Genomic DNA, 17,162 nt, shown 5'->3' with positions numbered 1-17,162 from the left:
GTTGTTGCGCAGATGCCCCCGCTCTCCCCCTGGGACTTGACGCCGGCGCACGCGTCGGGGATCGAGCACAAGTCCTGCGGTGCAGTACTACAGGTTGGTGAGGTCCACCGGGATGTGCGGCTCGCAGCCGTCGCGCAGGATGGTGGCCTCGATGAGCCCGTACGGACGGTCGGCCGCGAAGTAGACCTCGTTGTCGTTCTCGAGCCCGAACGGCTTCAGGTCCACCAGGAAGTGGTGCTTGTTCGGGAGGGAGAAGCGGACCTCGTCGATCTCGCTGCGGTTGTTGATGATGCGCGCACCCATTTGGTACAGGGTCTGCTGCAGCGACAGCGAGTACGTCTCCGCGAAGGCCTGGAGCATGTGCTTCCTGACCTGGTCGTAGGACTTCTCCCAGTTGGGCATCTTCTGCTCGTCGCCGCTCCAGTTGAAGCGCCAGCGGCCGGAGACCTGGGTGGCCAGGATGCGGTCGTACGCCTCCTGGAGCGTCGTGTACTTGTCCTTGACGTAGCCCCAGAACTCGGAGTTCGTCGAGTTCATCACGACGAGGTCCTTCAGGCCGGAGATGACCTCCCACTTCTCACCATCGAAGGTGATCTGGGTGACCCGCGTCTCCTGGCCCTTGCGTACGAAGGAGTGCTTGACCGCGTCGGCGCCGATGAACTTGGAGTTGGCGTCCGAGGTCTCGATGCGCTCCCAGGCGTACTCCTCGATACGGATGCGCGCCTGCTTGATCGGCTCCTGACTCGTCACGAAGTGCCGGGCCAGATGGATGCCGAACTGCTCGGCGGACTCGATGCCGTACTCCTTGGCGAAGGCGTACACCGTGTTCTTGGTGGTGTCCGTCGGCAGGACGTTCGCGTTGGAGCCCGAGTAGTGGACCTCCTCCATGTCGCCGCTCAGCGCGACCGACACGTTCAGGTCCTTGATGTGGTGCGTGTCGCCGTCACGGGTGATCTTGACGACTCGGTTCTCGGCCTTGCCGTACTGGTTCTGTCCCAGAATCGTGGGCATGTCTGCTAGCTCCCTCGGTAAACGGAGTAGCCGAACGGGTTGAGCAGCAGCGGTACGTGGTAATGCTCGCCCGGCTTGACGGCGAAGGTGATCGCCACTTCCGGGAAGAACGCGCCGCTGTCCCGATTCGCGGGGGCGTCCTGCTGCGCATCGGCTTGCTTTTTTTCTGAATCCGACTCGAAGTACTGCTCGACGGCGAAGTCGAGCCGTACGTGGGTCGTCCCCTCCGGCAGCGCCGGAAGGTCCTTGCACCGGCCGTCCGCGTCGGTCGCGGAGCCGCCGAGCGCCTGCCAGTGCGCGTCACGCCCGGCGCGGGCCGCGAGCTGGATGGCGACGCCCTCGGCGGGGCGGCCGACGCTGGTGTCCAGGATGTGCGTGGACACGGAGGCCGTGGTGTCGGTGCTCATGCCTCTTCTTCCTGTACGAGATTGGCCAGACGGATGCGGTTGATCTTGCCCAGCTCGGCGCGGACGATCTCGCGCTCCTGCTCGGGCGAGTTGCCGATCCGCTCTTTGACCGCGTCGCGCATCTGCTCGCCGGTCCGACCGGTGGCGCAGATGAGGAAGACGTGGCCGAACTTCTCCTGGTAGGCCAGGTTCAGTTCGAGCATCTCCTCCTTGAGCTCCTCGGAGGCGCCGGCCATGCCGCGCTGCTCCCGGGAGGAGGTCGGGTCCCCGGCCTTCGGCCGCCCGATCGGCGGGTGCCCCGCCATCGCCTCCTCCAGATCCGCGGTGGTCAGCTCGGCCATGGCGGAGTCGCTCGCCGCCAGGAGATCGGCGAGAGAGGCGAAGGGGCGGCGGGCGAGCAGGGCGCTCCCCCATGCCGTTGAGGCGCACGCCTCGTGGAGGGCGGCGACGGCCGCGGGCTCCTCCAGGGCGTTGAACCGGGCGAGGCCGCCAGGTGTCGTACTCGAAGTCACGGGAAGCCTCCGTGGTGCTGGACGGGCTGCGGATAGCTAACGCCCTCGGAAACACCACGTCAACACTTTGTTGAAAACTTCGGGTAACAAAAACCGCCGTCCGGGCAGTCCGGACGGCGGCGGGTGGGGGGATCGGCCTCAGTCACCCTTCGCGGCGTTTTCCCTGTTCAGATAGTTGTAGACGGTGAAGCGGCTCACGCCGAGGGCGCCTGCCACGGTCTCCACGCCGTGCCGCACGGAGAAGGCTCCACGCGCTTCCAGTATGCGCACGACCTCCTGCTTGGCCTTGCGGTCGAGGTCGGCCAGCGGCCTGCCCTGCTTGCGCTCCAGGGCGGCCAGGATGTGGTCGAGGGAGTCGGCGAGCTGGGGCAGGCGTACGGCGACCACGTCCGCGCCCTCCCAGGACAGCACGACATCGTCGGCGCCGGCCTGGTCGGGCGGCAGCATCTCGCCCCCCATGGCGTCGACCAGCGGCTTGACCGCCGTGACGAAGGGGTCGTCCCCGAAAGCGGTCACCGCTCCCCCTCCTCGACCACGTTGAGCTGAAGGGAGACCCGGGTGGCCCCTGCCTCCAAGGTCTTGCGCAGCAGCGCGTCGACCGCCGTGAGCACCTCGTCGGCGCCACCCTCCGCCGTGTTGCCGAACGGACCGACGTCCACGGCGTCCAGCTCGGCCGCCTCGATGACCTCGCGGGCGACCAGCGCGTGCGGGGGCGCCTCGTCGAGGTCGAAGGGTTCGGTCGTGAACTCCACTCTCAATCGCACTGTGCCCCCATGGCATCGGCTCTGACCTGCGATTTTCCTCAGCTCTGGCTGAGAGGGCACATCCGGGGCACAGTCCGCCGTCCGGCGCGTGAGCGCGGCGTCGCTGTGTCCCGGTCGCTCCGAGACGACCTTAACGGACTCACCCGTGGCGATCAGCGGGGATGCGTAGGCAGGACGAAGGGCACGGCACCACCCCGCACCCTCCCTCGCCTCGCCCCCTGGGGCGCGTCAGGTCCCGGGCGCCGTCAGGCTCCGCAGTGCGGCAGCCCGCCGCAGAGCGCGACCATGTCCTCGAAGGCGCCCTGCACGTCGACGGGTGCGGCGGCAATGGCTCCGTGGCACTCGGCGTAGGCCCGGACCAGATTGCCCACCAGCCGTTCGCTGTCGAGGAGTTGGGCATACGGTCCGGGTCCGGCCGCTCGTGCCAGCTCCAGTGGATCGAGCCCGTCGGCGATGCCCGCGCGCGCCAGCTCGCGGACCCAGCGCAGATAGTCCGCGTTCGCGTCGAGCAGCTCGGGGCCGCAGAGCGGGCCGTGCCCCGGTACGACGTGCAGCGGTTCGAGGGCCCGCAGCCGGTCCAGCACGCGCAGCGAACCGGACAGCGATCCCATGAGCACGAAGGGTGTCGCGCCGGAGAAGAGCAGGTCGCCGGCGAAGAGAACCCGCTGGTCGGGCAGCCAGACGACGGTGTCACCGGCCGTGTGTCCGGGGCCGAGGTGCAGGAGCTCCATGCGCGGGCCCGCCGTCGGCAGTGTCATACGGTCCCGGTAGGTGACATGGGGCTCGGTCACCTGTACATGGCCCCAGTCGACCTGCGGCCACAGGCCGGTCAGCGCCAGGCCGTGTTCGGCCATCTCCGCCGCGGCACGCTCGTGGGCCACGATGGTGGCGCTCGGGGCGAAGAGGTGATTGCCGAAGGTGTGGTCGCCGTGGCTGTGAGTGTTGACCACGGTGGTGACCGGGCGGGGGCCGAGGGTGCGGACCGTCTCCCGCAGCAGACGTGCCCGCGCCTCCGTCGCCGCGGTGTCCACGAGCACGGTGCCTTCGCGGCCGATCACGATGCCGGCGTTGTTCAGACACCAGCCGCCGTCCGGCTGGAGATAGGCGTACACGTCTTCGGCCAGCTGTTCCAGCTGGTACTTGACGAGGGTGTTTCGGGTCATGGTGTCCATGCGAAGCTCCACGGGGTGGCGTCACGGACAGGAGAACCGAGTGCGCCACAGAATCACTCAAGAGCTCACAGCGCCCCTCCGCGTGGCGTCAAATTGATCGAAAAATCCACGAGACCGGCGCACGGGGCGCTGAATCGAATCAACAGACTTCCCACCTTCGGTTTTTCCTCGCCTTAACAGAAGGACACCAGGTCAACACATGGCGAACCCCCCAGAAAAACGTTGACATACCGCTCGCCAACTCTTGTAGCATTCAATTTGCGATGAGACACCGCGCATTTTCAACGGGGGAGCGAAAGGTGAACATTGGAATTCTGGGTCCCCTGGTCGTGCGGTCGAGCGGTGGCGACGCCACGCCCTCCGCACCCAAGCCACGGCAGTTACTGGCACTGCTGGCGACCCGGATGGACCAAGCGGTCTCCATGGACCTGCTGATCGACGAAATGTGGGAGGGCCGCCCTCCGGCCAGCGCGGTGACCGTCGTGCAGACCTACATCGTGCAGTTGCGGCGGGCACTCGCCGACGCCTTGCAGATCCGCTCCGCCGAGGTCGCCGAGGCGGTACTGCCCTTCACGGGCTGGGGGTACCGCCTGGCGTCAGGTGCGGATACGACGAATGACGTAAAGGCGTTCCTGCGCTGCGCCGAGTTGGGGCGCGACGCTCTGGCCGCGGGGGCGAACGACCAAGCGGCGGTGATGCTGCGCCGGGCGCTGCGCACGTGGCGCGGACCGGCGCTGGCGGGCGTCCGGCTCGGACCGCACCTGCTCGCACACCGCACCCATCTCGAGGAATACCGCCTCGCGACCGTCGAGCAACGCGTGGAAGCAGACCTGCGACTCGGATATCACCACGAATTGATCAGCGAATTGTCAGGACTGGTCCTGCAGCACCCGCTCCACGAGAATCTTCATTCCCTCTTCATGGTTTCTCTTTACCGTTCGGGGCGGCCCGCGCAGGCCCTCAGCACATTTCAGGAACTTCGAAAGAATCTCCGCACCGAGCTGGGGATAGATCCTTCACCGCGCATAAACAACCTGCATCAGGCGATTCTGGTGGCCGATCCCTCACTGGACGCGGAAATACAGTCCAGGCTGTTCAGGCTGGAGCTGGGCCTGCCGTCCGGGCGCGTCCTGTGAGACCGTCGGCGGCCGGCCCGTCCGACAGGGCCTAGTCCAGGCCGCGCTTCCCCGGTGTCCAGTACGGCTTGACCAGAACCGACCTGCGCGGCCACCCGCGTTCCCTCACCAGCTGATCGCGCACGGCCTGGCAGGTGCGAGCCTCGCCGGCAAGGTAAGCGACCCCGGGTTCCTCGGGCAGGTCGAGCTCGCGAACGGCCGCGACCAGCGAGGCGGACCGGGTGGCGGACGCGCCTCCGCGGAAACCCCACGTCAGATCCGAGGACCTCGGCAGCGGCAACCGGTCCTGTGGGCCGGCGACTTCGATGGTGCCGTGGACGCGGGCGCTGTCCGGCAGCGCTCGGAGCATCGCGCCGAAGGCCACCGACGCCGTCTCCTCCCCCACGAACAGGTGGTACGCGGCCGACTCGACGGCGACGAACCTCCCCTCGGGTTTGCGGAAGGTGACCTCGTCCCCCACCCGGAGAGAACCGGACCAGCGGGCACCGGGACCGTCCCCGTGGTCGAGGACGCACAGCTCCAGCCCTTCCCCGTCGTACGACCACACGGAATAGGTCCGCAGCACATCGCGCAGGGCACCGGCCCAGAGCGGGGCGTGCACATCCTTCACGTGCACCCTCACGTGCTGGCCCGGGATCCAGTCCAGCCCGCGCACGCTCCGCCCGGTGATACGGATCAGGCGCATGCGTGGCGTCGCCTGCTCGAGATGCTCGACCCGCCCACGTACGAAGTACAGGTCGAGCAGCGGGTCGAGAAGAAGGTCGACCGGACGGCGCCGAACCGGGTTCGCTTCGGGTGGCATCCACATACTCCCTGGTTGTCGGGACGAACGGGTCCGATCCGGATCGGCGCCGACTACGACGGACACCCCGCCCGCAGCGGCTCACCGGACTCCGCGCACGGGGCCGCGTCGAGAACCGCCTGCCGCAGTGTGCGTACGCGCGGTGAGGGGTCGATTCCCAGTGCCTCACGGAGATTCGTTCGCAGCAGCTCGAAGGCGTCGAGGGCGCGGGCAGGCTGTCCGGCGCGATAGAGCGCGATGATGAGGAGCGCGCAGAGGTTCTCATGGAGCGGATATCGCGCCACCAGCCCCGTCAGCTCGTCGATCAATTCGTGATGCCGTCCGATACGCAGATCTGCCTCCACGCGCTGTTCGATGACGCCGAGCCGGCTCTCCGTCAGGCTGGTCCGGTGCGCCAACAGGTGCGCCCCCACGTGCACATCGGCCAGCGCTGGCCCCCGCCAGACCTGCAGCGCCCGGCGCAGCAGCGCGGATGCCCGGTCGTTCTCGCCGTTGAGCAGTGCGCGTCGGCCCTGCTCCGCGTACTGGGCGAACACGCTCGCGTCCGACCGTTCACGGTCGACGACCAGTCGGTAACCCCAACCGGTGAAGGGGAGCGTCTCGCGGGTCACTTCGGCGGTGCTGGCCCCCTGTGCGCGGGCAAGCGATTGGCGTAGCTGCATGATGTAGGTCTGGACCACGGTCAGCACGCGGGCAGGCGGGTTGTCCTGCCACAACTCGTCCACCAGGAGGTCGACGGGGACCACCAGGCCCGCGCGCGCGGCCAGCAGGGCGAGCAACTGCCGTGGTTTGGGGGCGGTCGGCACCGCCTGTCCACCGGTGGACCGTACCGTCAAGGGGCCAAGGATTCCGATGTCCACTGTGCTCGCCTCCCCGCGTACCGGGGCGACCCCACCGGCCGGGCGGGAGGGCGGCTGCGCTGTCGCCCCGCAAGTCGGCCGAGCCGCCCCGCATCCACTTACTCCGCCGGGTCAACGGTGGGCCGTTGCCCGGATATCACGTCGTCGAAGTCGAATCCGAGGTCGTCGAGAACGGCCCGGGCTCCGGCTCGCGCTCCGCCGGTGACCCCTGATCCGGGGTGTGTGGACGGCCCGACCAGATAGAAGCCCTCCGCGGGCAGCCGGTAGCCCATATTGGGCATCGGCCGGTATCCCATGAACTGGAAGAGCTGCGAACCGAAGTGGCCCGGGTCGCCGTTCGGCCACGACGCGTTGAACCGCTCGCCGTCCACCGGACTGTCGATCACCTTGCCCAGTACCTTGTCGGGGCCCATGTTCGTGGTGAGACCGCAGAAGGTCTCGAAGACGCGGTCGAAGAGTTCTTCCTTGCGCTCGTCCCAGCTCCCCCGGTCCAGTTCGAGAGGGGCGTAGCTCAGCAGGTACAGGGTGTGCTGCCCGGCGGGCGCACGGGTGGGATCCCAGGCGCTCGCCACGGCGATACTCGGCATGTTGCTGATCGGAACGCCGTACTTCAGGCCGTCGAAGGTCCGCATCAGCTCGGGCAGCGGAACCGCGATCTCCTGGAAGCCCGCGCTGCCCACCTCGGGACCGGCCTTGAAGACGGGCGCCTCGCTCAGCGCCAGATGTCCCGTCAGCAAGGCGAAGCTGACCGGTTTGATCCGCCTCACCTTGCGTTCCCAGTCGGCCCCGAAGCGGTGGTCGACCATGTCGGGCAGCTGTTTGATGTTCACGTCGGCGACCACCGCCCGCCGGGCCTCGACGCGTTCGCCCGAGCGCAGCACGACCCCGGTCACGCGGTCGCCCGTGAAGAGGAACCTCTCGACGGGTGCCGCGGTCCGGACGGTCCCGCCGAGTTCCTCCAAGGAGTTGACCAGCGCGGTCGTCAGCGATCCCGATCCGCCGACCGCGTAGCCGAGCCCATAGCGGTGGATCACCGGCACCATCATCAGCAGGAAGGCGCCGGTGCCGCCTTCTTCGGGTGCGGCCAGGATCTCCGAGACCCATCGGGCCAGCGCGGCCCGGACCTTCGGGCTCTCGAACCACTCGTTGACGACGTCCAGGTAGCTCATCATGAGCATGCGGAGCAGCTCCTGGCCGACCTCGGTCTGGTCCAGCCCGGCGAAGAACGCTCCGAGCGGGGGCGGCGGTTCGAAGAGCCCGGCCATGAGCATGTCCAGCAGCTGATCGGTGAACGCGTGGAAGCGCAGATAGCTCTCCGCGTCCCGCGGCGAGATCCTGGCGATCGTCTCGGCCGTCTTGCGTACGTCCCGGTAGAAGGCGATGTAGTCGCCGTCCGCGAAGGTGACGGCGATGCTCGGGTCCGGGAACACGTACTCGAGTCCGTGCCGCGACAGCAGGCCCAGCTCGTCGTCGCGGATGAGCGGATTGCCCTGGATGAAGATGTGCGCGATCGCGTGCAGATCGTGGTGGAATCCGGGCAGGGTCACCTCGCGTGTGATCACGCCACCGCCCACGTAGTCCTTCGCCTCCAGCACCACCACGTCCAGGCCCGCCTTGGCGAGGTAGGCCGCGGCCGTCAGCCCGTTGTGACCGCCGCCGACCACCACCACGTCATGCTGCGTCATGGGACGTCCCCTCGACCTCGGCCGCGCGCGCCGGCGCGCCGTTCCCGTGATCGCGCTGGAAGCCCCCGTCGATGTCCCAGACGGATCCGGTGACATAGCCGCTGACATCACTGTCCAACAGGGTCACCGCGGGCCGCGCGATCTCGTCCGCGGTGGCGATCCGCTTGATCAGATTCGTTGCGATCACGGAGTCCTCGAGACCGGGGATGTGCTGGGCTCCGAGGCGCAGACCAGGGGTGTCGGTGATGCCCGCGCACACGGCGTTGACCCGGATCCCCAGGGGCGCCAGTTCGATCGACCAGGTGGGCACGAGATAGTGCAGTGCCGCTTTGGTGGCTCCGTAGATGCCCATTCCGGGCGTCGGTAGGCGGCCGATGGACGACGAGACGACCACGGCGGAGGCACCCGGGCGCTCCGCCATCGCGGGCACTGCCGCGTTCATCGTGGCGATGGTGCCGCGCAGATTGACCGTGATCACTCGGTCGACCTCGCTCAGGGGCTGCTGCGCGAGCGCTCCCGGGATCAGGATCCCCGCGTTGCAGACCAGCAGGTCGAGGCCTCCGTGCACATCGACCGCGTGGTCCACGGCGCGCTGCGCCGATTCCGCGTCCGCCGTGTCACCGGCGACCCAGGTTGCCCAGGGGCCCAGCCGTTCGGCCGCGGCGGCCAGCGGTGCCTGCCTCCGTGCCGTCAGCACGACGTGCGCGCCTGCCTCGATCAGCGCCGCGGCGATGGAGAACCCGATGCCTTCGCTCGCGCCGGTGACTAGCGCGGTCTTCCCTGCGACGGCCATCTCAGGCGGTCCTCCGGCAACGGTGGTGCCCAAACTCTGCGTGCTGCCCGTGCGGGCGGGTGGCCGGCGTCTGATCCGGCATGGCTTCCCCTTCCGGAGAGTGGTCCTTACGACTGTGCGTCGGCGGGCACGCGCTGCTTCCGGCGGCGCCGGGAGGCGGCCGAGAGCAGCCGGCCGTCGCGGGCGTTGAGTGCCAGAAGCGTGATGTTCACCGCGCCGCCGATGAGTTCGACGGTCTGGATGAGCGAGAACTGCGTACCGAATTCACGTTCCGCGGCCAGTGACTGCAGGGTGACGGCGCACGGAACGAGCACCAGGAGTCCCACGGCGGCGGCCACCGCCGTGCGGCGCTGCTTGCGGCGGATGAGCGGGGCGCGGCGGCGACCGCTGCTCAGGGAGCGGCCGGAGGCTCCGGCGATCGCCATGCTCGGCACGAGGACGATCAGCGCCAGGGCGATGGCCGTCTTGACGGTCGAAACGGCGTGCTCGTCGCCGAAGATCTCGACAACGACAGAGGACGTGAAGAACAGCGTGATCAGCGAGAGTGCGAGCACTCCGGCGGCGGCGTGCACACGTGATTTCACGATCTTCTCCCCGGTGCGATGGACGAGACGGATCTTCCTGACGTCTCGTTGTGCGTCGATGGGGGCCGCCGACCTCTTGGGGGATCAGGGACTCCCGGTGGACTCCAGGTTTTCGATGACGCGCGCGATCATGCTCAGCAGCGTGGCCGTCTCCGAGGCGTCGAGACCTCCGGTCGCCAGATGGTTGACCTCGTGTGCGGCGGCGATCAGAGGCTCCTGAAGCTCACGGGCACGCTCGCTCAGCAGCACCTGTGCCTGGCGTCTGTCCCGCGGATCCGGGACGCGGTGGATCAGTCCGTCCCGCTCCATCCGCTGGAGGGTGTACGCCATCGTCGGCTGCTCGATCTGTACGCGGTCGCAGAGCTCCCGCTGGGTCAGTCCCTCCTGCTCGTAGAGCGCGAGCAGTTGGGCGAACTGGCCGGGCACGACCCCGTGTCGCTCGATCCTCAGCCGCAGGGCGCGTTCCAGCAGGCGCGCGAGGTGGTTGATCTGGTATCCGAGCGATGTCTCGCGTGGCAGCTGTTTCGACTGCCGGGTCGCTACGCCCTCGGGTTCGACCGCCACCGCCACCTCCGTGCACAGGTACTGCCGAGTCGATTACCCCATAGCTTGCTATGTATGTCAACGCGGCCGGCCCGCCGCGCCCGGCCGAGGTCAGTACGCCACGACTCCGAGCTGCTCGGACATCCAGTCGCAAAAGCGCGGGATGAAGTCGCCGAAGTAGTTCGTCGCGACATGGCGCTCGCCGGGATAGCGGATCAGTTCGGTCTCGCCCGCGGCCCAGTCCAGCATCCGTTCGCAGGACTCGATCGGAATGATCGTGTCGAGTTCTCCGTGGATGGCGAGCAGCGGAATACGCAGCGGCGGGACGTCGCGCAGGTTCAGCGACGTACGGGCGAGCTCGTCCATCGCGGCGTCGTCGGCCTGGTCGAAGACGAACCGGAAGTCCTTCTTCACCATCGCGTTGACGTCGCGGTAGCTGTCGTGGTCGAAGCCTCCGGAAAGGTTGACGCACGCCCGGAAGCCGGGGACGGTCGCGGCGGCGCGCGCGGCGAGATAGCCGCCGAAGCTCACTCCGAAGATCCCCATCCGGTCGGCGTCCACGTCCGGCCTCCGCACGACGTGCTCCATCACCGCGGCGACGACCCGCTCGAAGTCGACCGCCATCGGTGTCCTGCCGATGTGCACGCCCTGCCCCGGCCCGTCGAAGACGACCGCGCCCATACCGCGGGCGATGAACTCACGGGCGAAGGCGTAGAGTTCGACCTCCTTGGCCGAGTCGAGGCCGTTGACCAGTACCACGCACGGCCACGGGCCTTCGCCGCGCGGCAGCATGAGATATCCGGGTACGTCAAGCCCGTCGCTGGTGACGTTCAGCGGGTGTACCACCTCGTTCAGATACGGGATGGCCCGCTCGAACACCTCGGTGACCCGGTCCCGGCTCTCGCACTTGGCCTCCGCGTCGTCGAAGTAGAAGAACTCCGCGTAGTGGTGGCAGGCGGCGGCCTTGCGGTGTGCGGTGCGGGTGGTCTCCAGATGGCCGGCCGCCAGTGACTCCTCGGCGCGTCCCTCGTAGTGCACACCGAGCGCGGACCACCGACGGTGCCAGTCCGCCCAGTCCTCGTGCGTGCTCTCCTTGCGCAGGTCCTTGAGCACCATGGTGATGTCGCCCCAGTCGAGGCCGGCGAGGCCGAGCCGGCTGAAGAACAGCTCGCAGTTCTCGAACGTCGCCGCCGAGATCCCGTTGCCGGCGTTCCTGGGTCCCCACGCGTCGCGCAGACTGTCGCTCCCGGCGCCGTCCACCTCGATGTCCCGGTCGGCCTCGAGCCACTCCTTGAGCGCGGCGAGCACGTTCTCGGTGGTACGGAAGAGCGCGTCGGCGATGTCGGACGCGCTCTTCGTGTCGTCCTGGCGCGGGACGAAGGTGTGCACGATGACGAGGCGCGCACCGCCGTCGGCGGGCTCAATGGTCCAGCTGCCGTCCATCGCGGCGATCGCCGGGGGCAGCGTCACCATCCGGAAGTCGATACGGAACTGGTCGGGGCGGTACCGCCGGTGCGAACGAACGCTGTTCTCACCCAGCTCGTTCACGACCCTCATGTCCATCACCACCTCGTTGGCGCCGACTTCGGTGCGGCGGACCTCACGGGTGGTGGGGAAGATGCTCGGCCAGCGCTCGATGTCCGTGCACGAGCGCCACAGGCGGTCGGCCGGGACACCGATGACCACGGTGTTGACGACGGAGTTCTTCACTTCGGATGCCGTGTGCGTACTCAAGGAGTCCTCACATCGCGTCGATGGTGCCGGTCTCGTGGCTGCGTCCCGTTCTGCTCCGGGAACCGGGGTGCGGCGAGGTGAACGCTCTCGGGCTTCGCTCAAGGACGACTACAGGCCGACTCAAGGGCGCCTCGACCCAGGTCGGACGACCGCACGAGTGCGGCCCGAGGGCTGCTTGAGCGGTCCTTGACCCGTCCTTGAGGGGGCGTCGGTCTGCTCGGTGCGCCGGACCGGTCGTCAGGCCGGCGGCCAACGAGCGGACCCACGTCCCCGCGCACCGTCCCGGAGCGCGGCCGAGACGGGGACCTGGCCACGAAAGGCAACCCACATGTCAGCGACGGACTCATCTGTGGACGCCCGCCGCACAGGCGGGCCGGGAGGCACGCCCCCGGGCCCGCGGCGGGTGGTCATCACCGGCGTGGGCGTCATCGCCCCCGGCGGTACGGGCACCAAGGCGTTCTGGGATCTCATCACTTCGGGGCGCACCGCGACCGGGCGCATCTCCTTCTTCGACCCCGCCGCGTACCGCTCCCAGGTGGCGGCCGAGTGCACCTTCGACCCGGCACAGCAGGGCCTGACGCCCCGCGAGATCCGCCGTATGGACCGCGCGACGCAGTTCGCGGTCGCCGGGGCCCGGGAGGCCGTGCGGGACAGCGGCCTCGACTTCGGAACGCCGGAACCGGCACAGATCGGCGTGACGATCGGCAGCGCGGTGGGCGCCACCATGGGGCTCGAGGAGGAGTACGTCGTCCTGAGCGACAGCGGGCGCACATGGCTGGTCGACAGCTCCTACGGAGTGCCGCATCTGTACGGGCACTTCGTGCCCAGCAGTATCGCGGCCGAGGTCGCGTGGGCCGTCGGTGCCGAAGGTCCGGCCGCCGTCGTCTCGGCCGGCTGCACGTCCGGCATCGACTCGGTCGGCTACGCCCGCGATCTGATCGCCGAGGGCAGCGTGGACATCATGGTCGCCGGTGCGACCGACGCCCCGATCTCCCCGATCGCGGTGGCCTGTTTCGACGCGATCAAGGCGACCACACCGCGCAACGACGAGGCGGAGCACGCCTCCCGGCCGTTCGACAGGAGCCGCAACGGCTTCGTGCTCGGCGAAGGGGCCGCGGTCTTCGTACTGGAGGAGTACGAGCACGCCCGACGGCGCGGGGCCCATGTCTACGCGGAGATCGCCGGCTTCGCGTCCCGCTGCAACGCCTTCCACATGACCGGACTGCGGCCGGACGGCCGGGAGATGGCGGTCGCCATCGAGAGCGCCCTGGGCGAGGCCCGGACGAACCCCGAGGACGTGTCCTACATCAACGCGCACGGCTCCGGCACCAAGCAGAACGACCGCCACGAGACCGCCGCCTTCAAGCGCAGCCTCGGCCGGCACGCCTACAACGTGCCGGTGAGCTCCATCAAGTCGATGATCGGGCACTCGCTCGGCGCGATCGGCTCGATCGAGATCGCGGCCTGCGCGCTGGCCATCGAACACGGTGTGGTGCCTCCCACCGCGAATCTGCACACCCCCGATCCCGAGTGCGATCTCGATTACGTCCCGCTCGTCGCCCGGGAACAGCGCGTGGACACGGCCCTCACCGTCGGCAGCGGATTCGGCGGGTTCCAGAGCGCCATGGTGCTGACCCGCCCCACGGAAGGGAGCGCCGCATGAGCGAGAACGCTGTGGTGACGGGGCTCGGCGTGGTCGCGCCGAACGGCCTGGGCACGGAGGAGTTCTGGACGTCGACGCTCAAGGGCATCAGTGGCATCGACCGCATCACCCGTTACGACCCGAGCGGCTACCCCTCGCCGCTCGCCGGAGAGGTCCTGACCTTCAACGCGGCCGACCACCTGTCGAACCGCATGCTCCCGCAGACCGACCGCATGACGCAGATGGCCCTGGCCGCGTCGGACTGGGCCCTCGCGGACGCCGCCGTGGACCCGGCGACGATGCCGGAGTTCGCCATGGGGGTGGTGACCGCCAGTGCTTCCGGGGGCTTCGAGTTCGCCCAGCACGAACTGCAGAAACTGTGGAGCAAGGGCCCCGAACACGTCAGCGCCTACCAGTCGTTCGCCTGGTTCTACGCGGTCAACACCGGCCAGATCTCCATCCGCCACGGGATGCGCGGTCCCAGCGGCGTACTGGTGACCGACCAGGCCGGCGGCCTCGACGCACTGGCCCACGCGCGGCGGCACATACGCAAGGGCACCGGCCTCGTGATGTCCGGTGGCGTGGACGCCTCGCTGAGCCCCTGGGGCCTGGTCTCGCAGATCACCACGGGACGCCTCAGCCGCTCCGCCGACCCCGAGCGCGCCTACGCGCCCTTCGACGTCTCGGCCGACGGGTACGTGCCCGGCGAGGGCGGAGCGATTCTCGTGCTGGAGAGCGAGACCGCAGCCCGGGACCGCGGTGCACGCGTCTACGGCACGCTCGCGGGGTACGGCGCGACCTTCGACCCCGCACCCGGCTCCGGCCGCGAACCCGGACTGCGCCGCGCCGTCGAACTGGCCCTGGCCGACGCGGCGATGGCCCCGCCGGACATCGATGTGGTCTTCGCGGACGCGGCCGGGGTACGCGCACTCGACCGGGCGGAGGCCGAGGCCCTGACCGCCGTGTTCGGCCCGCACACCGTGCCGGTCACCGCGCCCAAGACGATGACCGGCCGCCTGTACTCGGGCGCCGCGTCCCTCGATGTGACGGCGGCGCTGCTCGCCATGCGCGACGGCGTCGTCCCGCCGACCCTCCACGTCCCGGACCAGGCGGCGGACTGTCCGATCGCCCTGGTCCGGGACACCGCACGCGACATGACCGTACGGACCGCGCTGGTGGTCGCCCGTGGCCACGGCGGCTTCAACGCGGCGATGGTGCTGCGCGCTCCGGACGGCGACTGACCGGCCGTATCGACAGCGACTGATCGGCCGTCGACAGCGACTGATCCGGCGTATCGGCGGCGGCACGGCAAGAGACACACAAGACGCCAAGAGACACACAAGAGTGAGGACATCATCCATGGCGGCACGTGAGCTGACCTTGGCGGACCTGACCCGCATCCTTCGGCAGAGCGCCGGCGACGAGGGCATCGACCTCGACGGCGACATCCTGGACACCACCTTCACCGACCTCGGCTACGACTCGCTGGCTCTGCTCGAAGCCGCCAGCAGGGTCGAGCGCGAGCTGGGCGTCAAGCTCTCCGAGGAAACCGTCGGCGAGGCCGAGACACCCCGGCTCTTCCTGGCCCTGGTCAACGAGCCGGTCGCCGCGAGCACATGAGCCACGGGCCTTCCGGCATCCCCCCTCCGCCGGAAGGCCCGTACCCGTTTCAAGGCCCCACCCCCGCAGGACGGATACGAGGAGAAGACAGCATGGCGAACGACAGCGCCGGCGTGGTGGTCGTCACCGGCGGCACCAGCGGAATCGGTCTGGCCGTCACCGAGAGCCTCGCCGAGAACGGAGCGAAGGTGTTCCTCTGCGCACGCCACGAGGAGGACCTGACCGTCACTGTCAAGGATCTGCGCGAACGCGGCCTGGACGTGGACGGGGTCCGCTGCGACGTCCGCTCGCGCGACGAGGTGCGGGCCTTCGTCGAGGCCGCGGTGCAGCGGTACGGCACGATCGACGCCCTCGTCAACAACGCGGGCCGCAGCGGCGGCGGAGTCACCGCCGACCTCGCGGACGAGACCTGGTACGACGTCATCGACACCAACCTCAACAGCGTCTTCCTGATGACGCGGGAGGTGCTCACCACGGGCGGCATGCGCGAGAAGCAGCGCGGCCGCATCGTCAACATCGCCTCGACGGGCGGCAAGCAGGGCGTCGTCCTCGGAGCGCCCTACTCCGCGTCCAAGCACGGAGTGGTCGGGTTCACCAAGGCGCTGGGCCTGGAACTGGCGAAGACCGGCATCACCGTGAACGCCGTCTGCCCGGGCTATGTCGAAACGCCCATGGCGCAGCAGGTGCGCACCAACTACGCGCGGATCTGGGACACGGACGAGCAGGCGGTACTGGAGCGGTTCGAGACCAAGATCCCGCTCGGCCGTTACTCCACCCCGCGGGAGGTGGCCGGTCTGGTCGGCTATCTGCTCTCGGATCTCGCGGCCTCCATCACCGCACAGGCCCTCAACGTCTGCGGCGGACTGGGCAATTACTGAACTCCGCCACCATCTCCGACCCGCTCCTCCCGCTACGCCCGACACGAAGGACGTACGAACCATGACCGACGTGCGACATGCAGTCACCGTGTCCGCAACGCCCGAGACCGTGTACGGACTCCTCGCCGACACCACCCTGTGGCCCGTGAACTTCCCTCCCACCGTCCATGTGGAGCAGCTCGAACGGGACGCGGAGGCCGAGCGCATCCGGATCTGGGCCGTCGCCGGGGACACGGTCAAGACCTGGACCTCCCGGCGGGAACTGGACCCCGAGGGCCTTCGCATCACCTTCCGGCAAGAGGTCTCCCAGCCGCCCGTCGCGGCGATGTCCGGAGCATGGATCCTCCAGCCGCTTCCGGACGGGGGAACGGAGGTGGTGCTCGAGCACACCTACCGCGCGATCGACGACGCCCCCGACGCCCTTACGTGGATCGCCGACGTCACCGACCGCAACAGCCGCTCCGAGCTCGCGAACCTCAAGGCGCTCGCGGAGCAGTCGACGGACCGGGCAGAACTGCGGCTGACCTTCGAGGACACCATCGTCGTCGACGGCGAGGCGACGGAGGTGTACGACTTCCTCTACCGGGCCGGGGAGTGGCCCGACCGGCTGCCGCACGTCTCCCGCATGGACCTCACGGAGGACGAACCGGGCGTACAGATCATGGAGATGGACACCATCACCGCCGACGGCGCCATGCACACGACCAAGTCGGTGCGTGTCTGCTTCGCCGATGAGCGCATCGTCTACAAGCAGGTCGTGGTGCCGCCGCTGATGACGGCCCACACCGGCGAGTGGCACGTGTCCGCCGTACGGGGCGGAGTCGCGGTGACCTCCCGGCACACCGTGGCGATACGCCCCGAGGCGGTGGCGGGCGTCCTCGGCGAGGGTGCCACGGTCGCCGACGCCCGGGAGTTCGCCCGCACCGCGCTCAGCGGCAACAGCAGGATCACCTTGGAGCACGCCAAGGCGTTCGCCGAGAACAACACCATCGGCTCGCAGGTCTGAGCAGATCCGTCGT

At 68.8% G+C, this 17,162-nt stretch carries 19 protein-coding genes; 6 read left to right on the top strand and 13 right to left on the bottom strand.

The annotated features are described in order from the left end of the window. Window positions 1-87: 87 nt before the first annotated feature. The 6 genes from pucL to AB5J53_RS37785 all read right to left on the bottom strand — a co-directional run bounded on the left by pucL (window position 88) and on the right by AB5J53_RS37785 (window position 3,866). Window positions 88-1,011 (bottom strand): factor-independent urate hydroxylase, encoded by a 924-nt coding sequence (gene pucL, locus AB5J53_RS37810; protein WP_369250109.1) that lies wholly within the window; start codon window positions 1,009-1,011, stop codon window positions 88-90. Between the two features lie 5 nt (window positions 1,012-1,016). Then, window positions 1,017-1,418: a hydroxyisourate hydrolase gene (gene uraH, locus AB5J53_RS37805; RefSeq protein WP_369250108.1), complete on the bottom strand. Its 402-nt coding sequence runs from the start codon at window positions 1,416-1,418 to the stop codon at window positions 1,017-1,019. After that, window positions 1,415-1,930 carry a 2-oxo-4-hydroxy-4-carboxy-5-ureidoimidazoline decarboxylase gene (gene uraD, locus AB5J53_RS37800; RefSeq protein WP_369250107.1) on the bottom strand — a complete coding sequence of 172 codons (516 nt, stop codon included), beginning with the start codon at window positions 1,928-1,930 and terminating at the stop codon, window positions 1,415-1,417. The genes uraH and uraD overlap by 4 nt, the downstream gene beginning before the upstream one ends. A gap of 138 nt (window positions 1,931-2,068) precedes the next feature. Next, window positions 2,069-2,446 carry a helix-turn-helix domain-containing protein gene (locus AB5J53_RS37795; protein ID WP_369250106.1) on the bottom strand — a complete coding sequence of 126 codons (378 nt, stop codon included), beginning with the start codon at window positions 2,444-2,446 and terminating at the stop codon, window positions 2,069-2,071. Next, on the bottom strand, window positions 2,443-2,694 hold the full coding sequence (locus AB5J53_RS37790) for a thiamine-binding protein (RefSeq protein WP_369250105.1): 252 nt from the start codon (window positions 2,692-2,694) through the stop codon (window positions 2,443-2,445). The genes AB5J53_RS37795 and AB5J53_RS37790 overlap by 4 nt, the downstream gene beginning before the upstream one ends. Window positions 2,695-2,939: 245 nt before the next feature. Next, entirely contained in the window at window positions 2,940-3,866 is a 927-nt protein-coding gene (locus tag AB5J53_RS37785) for an MBL fold metallo-hydrolase (RefSeq protein ID WP_369250104.1), read from the bottom strand. 263 nt (window positions 3,867-4,129) lie between these two features. On the opposite strand from AB5J53_RS37785, the gene AB5J53_RS37780 reads away from it, so the two are divergent. Continuing rightward, on the top strand, window positions 4,130-5,002 hold the full coding sequence (locus AB5J53_RS37780; RefSeq protein ID WP_369250103.1) for a BTAD domain-containing putative transcriptional regulator: 873 nt from the start codon (window positions 4,130-4,132) through the stop codon (window positions 5,000-5,002). 31 nt (window positions 5,003-5,033) lie between these two features. Here the strand turns inward: AB5J53_RS37780 and AB5J53_RS37775 are convergent, their stop codons facing one another. From AB5J53_RS37775 to AB5J53_RS37745, 7 genes are all read right to left on the bottom strand, one after another. Then, window positions 5,034-5,804, bottom strand: coding sequence for a siderophore-interacting protein (locus AB5J53_RS37775; RefSeq protein ID WP_369250102.1), 771 nt, complete (start codon window positions 5,802-5,804; stop codon window positions 5,034-5,036). A 53-nt stretch (window positions 5,805-5,857) separates the two neighbouring features. Beyond that, the gene (locus tag AB5J53_RS37770) at window positions 5,858-6,640 is read right to left on the bottom strand and encodes a BTAD domain-containing putative transcriptional regulator (protein WP_369250101.1); all 783 of its coding nucleotides are present in this window, start codon (window positions 6,638-6,640) and stop codon (window positions 5,858-5,860) included. 122 nt (window positions 6,641-6,762) lie between these two features. After that, the gene (locus AB5J53_RS37765) at window positions 6,763-8,349 is read right to left on the bottom strand and encodes a phytoene desaturase family protein (RefSeq protein ID WP_369250100.1); all 1,587 of its coding nucleotides are present in this window, start codon (window positions 8,347-8,349) and stop codon (window positions 6,763-6,765) included. Further along, window positions 8,336-9,142 (bottom strand): SDR family NAD(P)-dependent oxidoreductase, encoded by an 807-nt coding sequence (locus AB5J53_RS37760; protein ID WP_369250099.1) that lies wholly within the window; start codon window positions 9,140-9,142, stop codon window positions 8,336-8,338. The genes AB5J53_RS37765 and AB5J53_RS37760 overlap by 14 nt, the downstream gene beginning before the upstream one ends. Window positions 9,143-9,249: 107 nt before the next feature. Continuing rightward, a complete protein-coding gene (locus AB5J53_RS37755) occupies window positions 9,250-9,726 on the bottom strand; it encodes a hypothetical protein (RefSeq protein WP_369250098.1) in 477 nt (158 codons plus the stop codon). Between the two features lie 84 nt (window positions 9,727-9,810). Continuing rightward, window positions 9,811-10,290, bottom strand: coding sequence for a MarR family winged helix-turn-helix transcriptional regulator (locus AB5J53_RS37750; protein WP_369250097.1), 480 nt, complete (start codon window positions 10,288-10,290; stop codon window positions 9,811-9,813). 90 nt (window positions 10,291-10,380) lie between these two features. Continuing rightward, window positions 10,381-12,003 (bottom strand): alpha/beta hydrolase, encoded by a 1,623-nt coding sequence (locus AB5J53_RS37745; protein WP_369250096.1) that lies wholly within the window; start codon window positions 12,001-12,003, stop codon window positions 10,381-10,383. A 328-nt stretch (window positions 12,004-12,331) separates the two neighbouring features. On the opposite strand from AB5J53_RS37745, the gene AB5J53_RS37740 reads away from it, so the two are divergent. The 5 genes from AB5J53_RS37740 to AB5J53_RS37720 all read left to right on the top strand — a co-directional run bounded on the left by AB5J53_RS37740 (window position 12,332) and on the right by AB5J53_RS37720 (window position 17,149). Continuing rightward, the gene (locus AB5J53_RS37740; RefSeq protein ID WP_369250095.1) at window positions 12,332-13,666 is read left to right on the top strand and encodes a beta-ketoacyl synthase; all 1,335 of its coding nucleotides are present in this window, start codon (window positions 12,332-12,334) and stop codon (window positions 13,664-13,666) included. Then, entirely contained in the window at window positions 13,663-14,886 is a 1,224-nt protein-coding gene (locus AB5J53_RS37735; protein ID WP_369250094.1) for a ketosynthase chain-length factor, read from the top strand. The genes AB5J53_RS37740 and AB5J53_RS37735 overlap by 4 nt, the downstream gene beginning before the upstream one ends. A 118-nt stretch (window positions 14,887-15,004) precedes the next feature. Next, window positions 15,005-15,265 carry an acyl carrier protein gene (locus AB5J53_RS37730; protein ID WP_369250093.1) on the top strand — a complete coding sequence of 87 codons (261 nt, stop codon included), beginning with the start codon at window positions 15,005-15,007 and terminating at the stop codon, window positions 15,263-15,265. A 92-nt stretch (window positions 15,266-15,357) separates the two neighbouring features. Further along, complete coding sequence (locus AB5J53_RS37725; protein ID WP_369250092.1) at window positions 15,358-16,143, top strand: SDR family NAD(P)-dependent oxidoreductase; 786 nt, start codon at window positions 15,358-15,360, stop codon at window positions 16,141-16,143. Between the two features lie 61 nt (window positions 16,144-16,204). Next, on the top strand, window positions 16,205-17,149 hold the full coding sequence (locus AB5J53_RS37720) for an aromatase/cyclase (RefSeq protein ID WP_369250091.1): 945 nt from the start codon (window positions 16,205-16,207) through the stop codon (window positions 17,147-17,149). Window positions 17,150-17,162: the final 13 nt, after the last annotated feature.

It is taken from the genome of Streptomyces sp. R41 (genome assembly GCF_041053055.1).
In the GTDB taxonomy this organism is placed as follows: Bacteria; Actinomycetota; Actinomycetes; order Streptomycetales; family Streptomycetaceae; genus Streptomyces.
The sequence above is the reverse complement of the archived record's forward strand: the minus strand, read 5'-3'. Positions and strand labels throughout refer to the sequence as shown.